The sequence below is a fragment of the Chryseobacterium soli genome, from assembly GCF_000737705.1.
GTDB lineage: Bacteria > Bacteroidota > Bacteroidia > Flavobacteriales > Weeksellaceae > Chryseobacterium > Chryseobacterium soli.
The window spans coordinates 36,109-48,793 of the sequence record NZ_JPRH01000004.1 but is presented as its reverse complement, the minus strand read 5'-3'; the positions used below and the strand labels follow the sequence as shown (position 1 = coordinate 48,793).

Sequence of the window (12,685 nt, the reverse complement as noted above, 5' to 3'; positions counted from 1 at the left end):
CCGATAATTCTGTTTTGGACAAATTTTTGAAGATTAGTTTTTTGTAAATTTAAAATTCGAGAAATCTAAATATGAAAAAAGCATTAATAATAGTAGATGTACAAAATGATTTTTGTGAAGGTGGAGCATTAGCTGTTCCGGGATCTAATGAAATCATTCCTTATATTAATCTTCTGATGGAAGAAAATGAGTATGATCAGATTGTTTTAACTCAGGACTGGCATCCTTCTAACCATAAAAGCTTCGCCAGCAATAACGGAAGAAATGTAGGAGAAAGCATCATTCTAAACAGTGTTCCACAGTTTATGTGGCCGGATCATTGCGTTCAGGGGACTTTTGGAGCAGAATTCCATAAAGATTTAAACAGAGATAAAGTAACCCATATCATTCAAAAAGGAAAAAACCCTGAAATTGACAGCTACAGTGGCTTCCAGGACAATAACCATTTCATGAAAACCGGTCTGGATGATTTCTTGAAATACCATGATATTCAATTGCTTGAAGTGGTAGGTCTTGCCATGGATTATTGTGTAAAGTTTACCTGTCTGGATGCAGTAAGCAACGGGTATATTACATGTCTGCATTTTAATGGAACAAAAGCGGTGAATGTAAAACCTGACAACGGCAGAGACGCCATCTACGATATGCTACAGAAAGGAGTGACTATGTTAGGATAGAAACACATCTCTTTATAATACAAAAAAGCGTGGTAAATAATTTTACTACGCTTTTTATTTTTTTTGAAAATCAAAGTAAGAATTAAAAATTATTACTTTTCGTATAAGCTTTTAAAGCATTTTCAGGTTATTCACTTCAAGCTCCGTAAGGATTCTCCAGTGTCCACGTTTGATATTCTTTTTCGTCATACCTGCAAACATTACTCTGTCTAAGGCCTCAACCTCATATCCAAGTCGTTGGAAAATTCTTCTGATCACACGGTTCCATCCAATGTGGATCTCAATTCCTACTTCATTCTTAGGTTTCCCTTCAATGAATGAAATCTGATCTACCGTAGCAATTCCTTCATCCAAACGGATTCCTTCCAAAATCAACTTCATGTCTTCATTCGTTAATTTCTTATCCAACGTTACATGATAGATTTTTTTCGCTTCAAAAGATGGATGCGTTAATTTCTTCGTCATATGCCCATCATTGGTTAAAAGAATAACCCCTGTTGTAGAACGGTCTAATCTTCCTACCGGGAAAACGCGGTATGGAGAAGCATTTGCCACAAGATCCATTACCGTTTTTCTGGCTTTGTCATCTTTGGTTGTAGAAATATATCCTTTAGGCTTGTTCAAAAGAACATAAACAGGTTTTTCCGGAGTAATGCTTTGTCCGTCAAAAACTACTTTATCAGTCTTTTCTACCTGATAGCCCATTTCAGTAACTACTTTTCCATTCACCTCTACCAGGCCTTGGGTAATCAGCTCATCAGCTTCTCTTCTGCTGCAGATTCCTGAATTAGCAATGTATTTATTTAGACGGATAGTGTCTTTATGAACATCTTTTTCAATTTTGTTGAACCTTCTCTTCTGTACAAAAGATCTTGCTTTGTCTTCATTTCTATCATCTCCGGAAGACGGTCTGCGGCCATATTTCAGGCTGCCTCTTTCATACTTATCTCTGGCTTTAGCGTCCTGACTTCTTGCACTACCGCCTCTCTTGGGTGTAGAGTTTCCGAAAGATTTTTTCTCCTCATTTCTGGTTGTGATATAAGGTTTTTTCTCAAACTTCGAGCTTTTATCCTCATCTCTGCCTTCAAAACTCCCTTCACTTCTTTTGAAAGGCTTTTTCTCAAACTTTGAATTGGAACCAGTATGTTCGGAGCCTCTTCCGCTATCTTTTGTAAAAGGTTTCTTAAAAGGTTTTGATCCTGAAGAATTTACGGATCTTGAAGCACGAGAATCATCAGAATTCTTTCTTGTTGAAATTCTTGGTCTTTTTGGCTTTTCTGAATTGTTATTATCTCTGCTCATTCTAAAAAATTTCTGCAAAGATAGTAATTTAGTTACGAGTTAAAAATTAAGAATCATAACTTTGCAATATAGTTTTATAATTAACGTAACAGAAATTCCAAAAATGATAACATTATTACACGATAATTTCTCTCAATTAAATGATTTTTTGCACGAAAAATCGTTCAGCAAAATCTTTATTTTAGTTGATGAAAACACTCATGAGTACTGTCTGCCGGTTCTTTTAGGCAATTTGGAGACAGATTTGAGTTTTGAAATTTTAGAGATTGAGGCCGGTGAGGAAATGAAAAATATCCAGACTGCCAATCACCTTTGGGAAATTTTAACGGAAATGCAGGCGGACAGAAAAGCCCTGATCATCAATCTTGGTGGCGGCGTGATTACCGATATGGGCGGTTTTGTGGCATCTACCTATAAAAGAGGAATACAGTTTATTAATATTCCCACTACTCTTTTATCCATGTGTGACGCTTCCATCGGCGGTAAAACAGGAATTGACCTGATGCATTTTAAAAATATGGTAGGAACTTTTACCTTCCCTGAACAGATTTTTGTATACCCTCAGTTTTTAGATAGCCTTCCTTTTAAAGAAGTAAGAAGCGGTTTTGCAGAAATGCTGAAACACGGACTGATTGCCGATAAAAAACATTGGGAAAGCCTTATACAGATTCATAAACTGGATGTAGAAAGCATTATTCCGCACATTCAGACCTCTATGGATATTAAACAGGACGTTGTTGAAAAAGATTTTCATGAAAAAAATATCAGAAAAACATTAAACTTCGGTCATACTATCGGTCATGCTATTGAAAGTTTATGCCTGGAGCAGGGAAATCCTATCCTTCATGGAGAGGCTGTTGCAATGGGAATGATTTGTGAAGCCCACCTGGCTTATCTTGAGGGCCTGATTTCTGAGCAGGATTCAACCATAATCATTGAAAATATCCAACGGTATTATCCTTATTTAGATGTGAGTGATTTTAAAGATGAAGATATTTCCGCATTGTTATTAAACGATAAAAAAAATACGGAAAGTAAAATTAATTTCTCTCTGCTTTCAGGAATAGGTTCATGTGTATTCGATCATCACTGCAGCCAGAAAAACATTTTAAAAGCGTTAGATTTTTACAGGAAACTGAATGATTTTTAATCCAGATTTTCATTATAATTAAAAAATACCTTCTAAAATTGTCCAAAAATAAGTTAATTTCCATTACCTATTTTTGGGCAATTTGTCATTTATAGGCTGTTTGCCTTTTGCAAACGCTGTTGGAGCGTCTGATATACCTCTTCCAGCTCATTCGTATCATTATAAAGGTATGGAAGGTAAAACCTGACCCCTTCTACATACATTCTTATTTTATTTCCCTGCCATTTGTCTTTTACCATTTCTATTCTCAGCTGATCGGTGAAATAGGCCTTCTTCATTTCTTTACGAAAAAACATAGATAACGTATTGGTATTTCGGGTTGTGGAACCAAAGTCGTAAATAGGTAAAAACTCAAAGCTGTCATTATTAATAATCAGCTGTACAACTTTTTTCCTGCGAATGAAGAGTTTTATCCCTTCAAATAAACAATAGAGAGCTCCACACAATATAATAACAGAGAATATTGCTATGGTAATAACCTTAATGACAGATTCAGTTTGAATATCTTTCATAAACACAGGAAATAATTGAGCAAAAAGATAAAAGAAAAACAAAGGGAATACAATCATTACGACACTTAAAGTCGTGCTTCTGTAAGGTGAAATGAAGAATATTTTTCGGCCGGGATGATCATGATAAAGGACCGGCACCAATGGATCTGCTGTAAAAACATCATAAATCAGCTTCATGACCAGCAACAGCATTACAACACATACCCCAATCATTAAGTAGATATTGAAAGGATATGATATCGTATTCGACATTGATATAAACATCGTAATCATCGCCAATCCTATAATTGCTGCAATAAATTGTATTAGTTTTTTATGTTCCATATTTATTGTACCAGTATGTAATAATACACTTTTTAGAGCAGGTAGTCTAAAAAAAACAGCCGAATATACACAAGAGGCATGTATTACAATTTTACACATAATCATTAATGAGTATTAATTCTTCATTCTGTTATCTATTATTGTGACTATAAGCCTAATCAAGGAGTGTTAATAAATTATATAATTATGATCGTTTTTTAGTAAATTTTTATGAAAAACTGCTTTTGTAAGTAATAATTATTTATACCGTTTCTAAACAAGTGTTTAATTAATAATTTAAAATACTCATAATCAGACATTTAATTATTTAGTATTTTCTTTAACAACTTATTTTAACACTGACATTTATCATAAAATTTGTTTTTGGCAAGCAATTTGAAAGATACTCTGCGTCAACGGAAAATTGACAGTAGTAAAATTTAGAATTAGAATAGTAAAAAATAAAAAAATTAAGTTATGAAAAAGTTAATTTTAGGATTAGCAGTAACTGCAAGTTCATTAGCATTCGCTCAAACAACACCTACTTCATCTTCAAACCCAGTTACATTTGGGGTAAAAGGTGGAATGAACGTTTCTTCACTTTCAAACGGAGCTGATTTAAGCGATTCAAAATCAAAAATCGGATTTAATGCTGGTGTTTTTGCAAACATCCCGTTAGCAAGTTCTTTCAGTGTACAACCAGAGGTTATTTATAACGATTTAGGATCAAAGGTAACAAGAGAATTTTCAGCAGCAGGAAATACCTACAAAGCAGATTACTCTAGAAACCTAGGATATATTGCAGTACCGGTAATGTTCCAGTACAATGCACTTCCTAATCTTTATTTAGAAGCAGGTCCGGAATTCGGATTCTTGGTAAGCGCTAAAGACAAATTTAAGAGTTCTACGAACGGAAATACCAACTCTAGCCAAACAGCATCTCTTAACAAAGATGATTTCAATACATTTAACTTAGGTATTGGTATTGGTGCAGGGTATTATTTCACTCAAAACTTAGGACTTACTGTTAGATATACAGCTGGAGTTACAGATATCTACAAAGATAATTCTGGAGATGCTGTAAGAAACAACGTATTCCAAGTAGGATTAGCTTATAAATTCAAATAATAGGCACTACAACATTCAGTAACAAATTTTAAATTCAATAGAAAGACCAGTTTTACTTGTTAAAGCTGGTCTTTTTTTGTTGTGTATTATGTAGTTGGTTAATATTATGCACCCTTCAATGATATCAGTCTATATTAATGCAGGAATCTTTGCAAATATCCCAATTGCCGGCAAATTCAGTCTTCAGCCTGAATTTTCCTATAACCAGGTAGGTTCTAAAATAGAAATTGATACCCGCTATGATCTTCCCGGCATTGTGGTAAGAATGAAAAACAACAGTTCCCTGTCATTAGGATATGTATCGCTGCCTGTTATACTTCAATATAATCTTCTCCCCAATCTTTATGTAGAAGCAGGTCCTGAATTCGGATTATTATTAGGAGGAAAAACAAAAGACAGCTGGACTGAAACAAGAACTTCGGGAAACAATATCAGTATAACTTCAAGGAGAAGCAACATAAAGATCATTAAAGATTATTATAATACATTCAATATGGGAATAGGTATTGGAGCCGGTTATTTCTTCACTTCTAATTTTGGAGTTACTGCAAGATTTACAGCAGGATTAACGTACATCTATAAACATAATACTGGAGATGCAGTGAGAAATAATACATTTCAGGTTGGTGTAGCTTATAAATTTAAAATGCATATTAAAAAAAATAGTAATAAAGAACAGTTTTAGTAATAAGGCTGCTCTTTTTGTATAAGAATTAGAATATTTCTCAAGTAAAAAAATCTGTCAATAAAACTCCATTATATTCATTAAAAGTTCAATTAATATCCGATTTTTTTGTTCATACTTTTTAATTTTAAAAAAAAACACAAGCATTTCTTCAACACTAAACATGCTTGCAAAGGCCTATTAATCAAGGATTAGAGACTTTGGCAAGGAATTTGCAAAATAAATCCTGTCTGGTTGAATATTCGGACAAAAATTAAATAGTAAAATTAAAAAACGAAATTATGAATAAGTTATTCCTAGGACTAGCAATGGTCGTTGGCACATTAGCATTTGCTCAAGAAACGGAAACAAAAACAGTAGCAGCGGCTCCACTTAAACAAGAAAAGCCACCTATTAGATTTGGTATTAAAGGGGGAGGAAATGCGGCTTCATTCAATTCGCAGGAATTAAGCCTTAACAATCAAAAAATTGGATTTCATGCTGGGGTGTTTGTTAATATTCCACTTTCTGAAAAGTTTAGTGTTCAGCCGGAGGTACTATACAACCAATTAGGAGCAAGAAGTGTTCTTTCGTCTACAGATGTAACAACGGGAGCAACCAATGTAAAGACTAAAAATGAAGATAAAATAACGATGAACTATGTTTCAGTTCCGTTGATGCTTCAAATGAGACCTACCCGTAATTTTTATATTGAAGCAGGTCCTGAATTCAGTTATTTCCTAGATGGTAAAACGAAGGGTGACAGAACAGTTTCCACAACTACAGCAGGAGTTACTACTACTCAAACAGCATCTCATTCAGAAGACCTTAATAAAGACGATGTGAACAAATTCAACCTGGGTCTTGGTTTAGGATTAGGATATGATTTCACTCCGCATTTAGGAATCAATGCAAGATATGTAAACAGTCTTACTGACATGAGAAACAGCAAGCCTGAAGGTACAGATCCATTAAACCACAGAGTATTTCAACTGGGTTTAAATTATAAGTTTTAATACAACCAATTTTTTAACTTCTATAGAAAAGGCCAGGCTTATTATTAAACCTGGCCTTTTCATTTTTTATTGTCATTCAATGATTAATTGAACAGTTCTATTTCTTCTCCTTTTTCTACAGGATATTCTTCTGTAAAGCATCCGAAACAGTGGTTGGAAGATCCTAAGATTTCTTTTAAGTTTTCTGTACTTAAAAATTCTAAAGAATCTACTCCCAGATAATCTCTAAGCTCTTCGGTAGTCATATTTGCAGAGATTAGGTCATCTTTCGACGGTGTATCAATCCCAAGGTAGCAAGGTGCTATAATCGGCGGAGAAACACTTCTGAAATGAATTTCTTTTACTCCTGCGTCTTTTAAAATCTTTACCAGTCTTTTTGATGTGGTTCCACGAACAATAGAGTCGTCTATGATGACTACCCTTTTATCTTTAATCTCTGAAATGATCGGGTTCAACTTAAGGTTCACTACCCTTTCTCTCATTTCCTGTGTAGGAACGATGAAACTTCTTCCGATGTATCTGTTTTTAATTAAAACAGGGCGGAAAGGGATACCTGAAGCCTTTGAAAAACCGATAGCAGCCGGAACTCCGGAATCCGGAACCCCAATCACGATATCAGCATCTACAGGTGCCTGCTCCCAGATTTTCTCACCAGATTTTTCTCTGATTTCGTAAACATTGATATTTTCTAATGTAGAATCGGGTCTTGCAAAGTAAATATATTCAAAAGAACAGATTCTTTGTTTCCCTTTTTCTTCATTAACCATGTAAGAATTAAGTTTACCAGGCTCATTTTCATTGGTGTAAATGATTTCTCCCGGTAAAATATCTCTTACATACTGAGCACCTACGGCATCTAATGCTACGGATTCTGAAGCAACAACGTATGTATTTTCATTGACTGCTCCTAATACTAAAGGACGGATTCCATTGAAATCACGGAAAGCGAAAAATTTATTTCTCGTCATTCCAACCACAGAATAAGCGCCTTCAATTTTTTCCATGGTAGCTTTGATAGCAGCACGCAGCCCAAGGTCAAGATTTTTTTGAATTAATCTTAAAATAACCTCGGAATCCGAAGTGGCTCTGAATACTACCCCTTCTGCTTCCAATTCATTTTTCAATTCTCTTGCATTGGTAAGGTTACCGTTATGTGCAATAGAAAGTATAATCTGATCATATTCATTTTTGGCAAAAAATGGCTGAAAATTATACTTCTTTTTGTCTCCTGCAGTGGTATAACGGGTATGCCCTATTGCAGAATTTCCCATAAAAGCTTCCGGATCCTGGATTTCTTTATAAACATCTAAAACCAATCCTTCATCTTTCAGGTTATTGATCTTTCCATTTTTCAAAACAGAAATACCACATGCTTCCTGGCCTCTGTGCTGTAATGCAAAAAGCCCGAACTGCGAAAGAGAAAATGTATCAAGATCATCATCAGAATACATTCCGAAAATACCGCATTCCTCATTGGGAGCATCCAGTCTTTCTTCGTCCTGCGTTCTGAAGAGATTTCTTCCGTAAGGCTGGTCTTTAAATTGTTTTAAATATTCACTTTTATGAATGTCTAAACTTTTCATTTCTATTTTTTCTAAATTATAATGATGGAAGCTGGAAGTCTGAAATCCGAAGCTATATGATAAACTTCTTTTGATTTCTAAGGACTTCCAGCTGCCAACTTCTGGCTTTAAGCTTCAATTATTTAGCAAGCAATGTCTTCAATCTGTTGTAGATCTCAACATATGCTTCAGTTACCTCTCCCAAATCTCTACGGAAACGGTCTTTATCTAATTTTTTCATTGTATCCTTATCCCACAGTCTGCAGGTATCAGGAGAAATTTCGTCAGCTAGGATGATTTCACCGTCTGAGGTTTTACCCAATTCGATTTTGAAATCTACAAGAATGATATTCATTTTATCAAAAAGATCGATCAGGATTTCATTGATCTCTCCTGTTAATTTATACATCTCAGTAAGTTCCTCATACGTTGCAGCTCCTAAGAACACAGCATGATGATCATTGATAAGCGGATCTCCTAATTCATCTTTTTTGTAGCAGATATCAAAAATCGTTACCGGAGATTTGATTCCTTCTTCTACTCCTAGTCTCTGTGCCATACTTCCTGCAGAATAGTTTCTTACCACCATTTCTAAAGGAATAATAGACACTTTTTTTACCAATTGCTCTCTCTCGTCCAATTGTTTAATGAAATGAGTTTTAATCCCTTTTTCATTTAAGTATTCAAAGATAAGAGTGGTGATGGCGTTGTTCATTTCGCCTTTCAAATCAACCTGCCCTCTTTTTTGAGCATTAAATGCTGTAGCATCGTCTTTAAAACGCACGACTACTTGATCAGGGTTATCGGTAGCAAAAACTTGTTTCGCTTTACCTTCGTACAACATTTCTTTCTTTTCCATTTCTAAAATTGTCTTTATAGTTAGATTTATATTATTGAATTAAAATTCCAATCAAAACAGCCATTCCAAAGCTTAAGAGCGTGCCGATCAGTACATACTCCGTTAGTTTTCTTTGTTTGGCCTGTGCCAGATCACTGAATCTGAAAACAGATTTTGCAGCGACCATAAACCCCACTCCTTCCCAGTGGTTTACCATAATAAAAGTGAAGACTAATAAACGTTCTAAAATTCCGATATATTTTCCTGCACTTGCTAAAGATTCGGTTTGTATTGTATTATTGGTCTCCGGAACCGGCGTCCATGAAGACAGTAAAATTTTAATAAAAATTGAAGCCGGAGTAGTTAAAAACAAGGCAGCCATAAGTATCTTCAGGAAATTTTGATTTTCTAAAAACTCAAAATTAAATTCCTGAAAATAGAATGAAACTCCTGCAATAACCAGGATATGAAGAAGCTGGTCGATTAAAAACCACCTTTTCTTATTTTTCGTCTTTTGGAAAACAAGCTTGCAGGCATCGATCATGAAATGGGAAACACCCACCAAAACAGCTACCCACCACAGCTGTACATCCCAAAGAAATATAAAGCTGAGAACAGTATGAATGAGAACGTGAAAATACAGATACTTGCTTTTCAGCCTTCGGTTTTCTTTATCTGCAACCCATGAATCTGGCTGAAGAACAAAATCTCCGAGTAGGTGAGCCAATATGAGTTTAGTGAAAATCATTTTTTACAGTTCCGAAATTTTCTTTCTAAAATATTGATTAGTTTCTATGATAAGCTCGTAGTTAGCCCGTTTCAATCGCTGGCTTACTGAGGATTGAGAAATTGCAAATTTCTTTGCGAGATCTTCCTGAGTGTTGTCCTTATTCATGATCATTTCATGAATGATTTCTGCAGTAGCCATCGTCCAGCTGTCAAAGTCTTTGGAAGACCATTTCAGGAGTATATTAAGATCCCGGTCTACCGATTCATTGGAAGTTTTAATGGAAACGGTATGTCCGCCACTTTTCAATTCATCCAGTAATCGTCCGGAATGCACATAAGCGGTTCCATTAGATTCCGTGATTTTCTCTGAGGAGAAATTTTCTTCACCGATGCCTATGGCAATTCTTACATCTAAATTTTCCTGACTTCTTATAAGAGATTTTATGGCTAAAAAACGCCAGAAAACAACATCAATATTACATTTAAACTGGAATTCGTCTCCTCTGTAAATTTCCCATGTTAGGGGTGAGCTCCCCCAGGATTCCAGGAGATTCTTTAGTTTGGTAATCCAAACTTCAGTGTCTGCGTGCTGCGAATTTATAATATCACCGGTAATGACCGCTATCATTTTGCAAATATAAGCATAATTACTTATAAATAAAAGATATAAGCAGAAACACTTATAGATATTAATTATTAGTGAATCTGCTTATATCAATTATGCATTCAATACAAGGTTTTTACGGTTTATACAACCGCTTATCTTTAAAAAAAAGTAGTTGAAATTATTTTTTAATAAACGGATATACCTTTCCATCCAGCTGTAATAAATAATTTCCTGCAGTGATGTTCTGTACAGAAATGTTCTTCTTATTTTTAAACGGAATTTTTTCGGAATATATAAGTCTTCCTGAGAAATCTAAGATTTTTGCATCTTTAATCCCCTCAATTTTACCATTCACAAAGATATTCTCATTTACCGGATTCGGATATATTGTAAACTCTTCATTTCCGGCAACCCAATCAGAAGCAGACAGCGTGCTTCCTAAGTTGAGACAGTAGTTGATTGGATAAGAATCCCATTCACTGCTGTTGAATGTAGTTGTTGGCTGGTTGATGGCTGCTTTTCTGTACAAAGAAATGTTTGCATTGCTGTTACTTGTGTATTTCACCCCAATTGCATCTACAGTAAGAGTTTTATTATAAGCCAGCTCTACATAATTTTCTCCTGTAAAGGTCATAGGATCTGAAGCGGTCACAAATTTCGCCTGACTATTAGAGTAGCATGATAATGTAGCATTGGGATTCAGGATAACAAAACTCTCATTATTTCCAACCTTCCCTTCCAATTCATAAGTATCTGCATTATAAAAGTTTCCGGTGGATGGATTTTTCAGGTGAATATTGATCCTGTAGTTATTTAAATTAACTTCATGACCGGTTTTATTGACGATTTCCAGGGCTTTATTATTTCCTGAACCCTCAATATACTTTACAATCATAAGATCTTTGGAATAAGAATCCGAAGGCAAAGTAACCGCAGTAGCCACATTACTGAAAGGTGACTCCAAGTATCCTTTATCAAAAGCTTTGACAGTAAAAGTATAGGTAGTTGACGGATCCAGATGGTCGATGCTTATAGATGTATTTTTAGTGGTAGCAACCGGTGTTGCGGAACCATTCATGTAAATCCTGTATCCTAGTATGTCCGTATCCGAAGTAGCATTCCAATTAAGTGTTACGAAATTAGCATTCTGTTGGGTGGACGTTAATGAAGTCGGAGCCAACGGAGCAACACCATCCGGTGTTTCGGACCAGACTACATTCACCCATTCTGGATGATCAATAAAAGGGTTTCTGTTTTTTTGAATAGCATAGACAGCATTATTTCTGTCGATTTCTCGCTGAGAAACGGGATCTAGAGCGCTCCACTGTTTCAGCATTTCAATATAAGGCAAATCAATAGCTCTTTCTTCTGTGCCGTCAAGCGGACATTGATCGGTAGCAGGAGTTATATTTGCGGAAGTTGTGTATGCGGTATTGAATGAACCTAATTTCCCTTCATACCGTACTGCGAAATATAATAACGTTCGGGCAATATCGCCTTTAAACTCATTAATAGGTTCATAAACCCTTCCTACATAAGGATAATTGGGAATTGATCCATTGCTTATCCGCGATCCATTGGTGAAAACATAGAAATTGGTATTTCCTCCAACTCCATAAGGATAATTATTCCTTAACTGATTGATTCGTGCATCTACAGGAATCAGAAAATTCAAATCAGAATACATAGGATAATCACTCACACTTGAGCTGGTGCTAAAAGTACTTTGAGGCATCATATGTTCTCTGTTGTACCCTAACCCTTCTGCACCGGCACCGGAAATCAACTGTGTTGATATGTACTCATAAGCATCCGGACCTGACGGAATTTCGGAATAAAGATCTAATAAATAGGTCGTATTGGTGGCATCGTGGTCATAATATTTATCCAGATCAGTTTGGTTATAATAATTAGGAAGGTCTCCATAATGCCAGCTGATTGTATTTTGCGCAATTATCGTATGAATTTTTGCTTTCAGGGCATATCCGGTCAATCCGGCGGTTCCATCATAATACCCTGCAGGAGCCTGCGCGGAAAAAAATGACGAAAATAAAATAATAGGAAGTAGAATTTTTTTCATTCTTTAAAAATTGGGAAGCTAAAATAGTAAATTAAAATAACCAAAACTGCAAAAAGTTTATTAACAAAACATTAAATAGCAAAATATAAGAAACTGATATTTAAATTATTAAGGATA

The 12,685-nt window shown here is 35.2% G+C and carries 12 protein-coding genes; 5 read left to right on the top strand and 7 right to left on the bottom strand.

The genetic code is table 11. The annotated features are described in order from the left end of the window. Positions 1–71 precede the first annotated feature (71 nt). Positions 72–677, top strand: a complete 606-nt coding sequence (gene pncA, locus IW15_RS10440) for a bifunctional nicotinamidase/pyrazinamidase (protein ID WP_034711196.1) — start codon at positions 72–74, stop codon at positions 675–677. A 111-nt stretch (positions 678–788) separates the two neighbouring features. Here the strand turns inward: pncA and IW15_RS10435 are convergent, their stop codons facing one another. Further along, complete coding sequence (locus tag IW15_RS10435; RefSeq protein ID WP_228384340.1) at positions 789–1,979, bottom strand: pseudouridine synthase; 1,191 nt, start codon at positions 1,977–1,979, stop codon at positions 789–791. A gap of 103 nt (positions 1,980–2,082) precedes the next feature. Between IW15_RS10435 and aroB the strand changes: the two genes are divergently transcribed. Further along, positions 2,083–3,129, top strand: a complete 1,047-nt coding sequence (gene aroB, locus IW15_RS10430) for a 3-dehydroquinate synthase (protein WP_034711194.1) — start codon at positions 2,083–2,085, stop codon at positions 3,127–3,129. A gap of 89 nt (positions 3,130–3,218) precedes the next feature. Here aroB and IW15_RS10425 read toward each other — a convergent pair whose 3' ends face one another. After that, a complete protein-coding gene (locus IW15_RS10425; protein ID WP_131368543.1) occupies positions 3,219–3,965 on the bottom strand; it encodes a hypothetical protein in 747 nt (248 codons plus the stop codon). Positions 3,966–4,421: 456 nt separating this feature from the next. Here IW15_RS10425 and IW15_RS10420 point away from each other — a divergent pair, with 456 nt between their 5' ends. From IW15_RS10420 to IW15_RS10410, 3 genes are all read left to right on the top strand, one after another. Beyond that, positions 4,422–5,072, top strand: coding sequence for a porin family protein (locus tag IW15_RS10420; protein WP_034711190.1), 651 nt, complete (start codon positions 4,422–4,424; stop codon positions 5,070–5,072). A 118-nt stretch (positions 5,073–5,190) separates the two neighbouring features. Next, the gene (locus IW15_RS10415; RefSeq protein ID WP_165585182.1) at positions 5,191–5,757 is read left to right on the top strand and encodes a porin family protein; all 567 of its coding nucleotides are present in this window, start codon (positions 5,191–5,193) and stop codon (positions 5,755–5,757) included. A gap of 281 nt (positions 5,758–6,038) precedes the next feature. Then, a complete protein-coding gene (locus tag IW15_RS10410) occupies positions 6,039–6,752 on the top strand; it encodes a porin family protein (RefSeq protein ID WP_034711189.1) in 714 nt (237 codons plus the stop codon). Between the two features lie 83 nt (positions 6,753–6,835). Here IW15_RS10410 and purF read toward each other — a convergent pair whose 3' ends face one another. The 5 genes from purF to IW15_RS10385 form a co-directional block, all read right to left on the bottom strand. Then, on the bottom strand, positions 6,836–8,335 hold the full coding sequence (purF, locus tag IW15_RS10405; protein ID WP_034711188.1) for an amidophosphoribosyltransferase: 1,500 nt from the start codon (positions 8,333–8,335) through the stop codon (positions 6,836–6,838). 118 nt (positions 8,336–8,453) lie between these two features. Next, the gene (purC, locus tag IW15_RS10400; protein WP_034711186.1) at positions 8,454–9,173 is read right to left on the bottom strand and encodes a phosphoribosylaminoimidazolesuccinocarboxamide synthase; all 720 of its coding nucleotides are present in this window, start codon (positions 9,171–9,173) and stop codon (positions 8,454–8,456) included. Positions 9,174–9,204: 31 nt separating this feature from the next. Beyond that, positions 9,205–9,900, bottom strand: coding sequence for a DUF3307 domain-containing protein (locus tag IW15_RS10395; protein ID WP_034711185.1), 696 nt, complete (start codon positions 9,898–9,900; stop codon positions 9,205–9,207). A gap of 3 nt (positions 9,901–9,903) precedes the next feature. Next, positions 9,904–10,509, bottom strand: coding sequence for a SatD family protein (locus IW15_RS10390; RefSeq protein WP_034711181.1), 606 nt, complete (start codon positions 10,507–10,509; stop codon positions 9,904–9,906). Between the two features lie 157 nt (positions 10,510–10,666). After that, the gene (locus IW15_RS10385) at positions 10,667–12,568 is read right to left on the bottom strand and encodes an endonuclease (RefSeq protein ID WP_034711179.1); all 1,902 of its coding nucleotides are present in this window, start codon (positions 12,566–12,568) and stop codon (positions 10,667–10,669) included. Between the last annotated feature and the right edge of the window lie 117 nt (positions 12,569–12,685).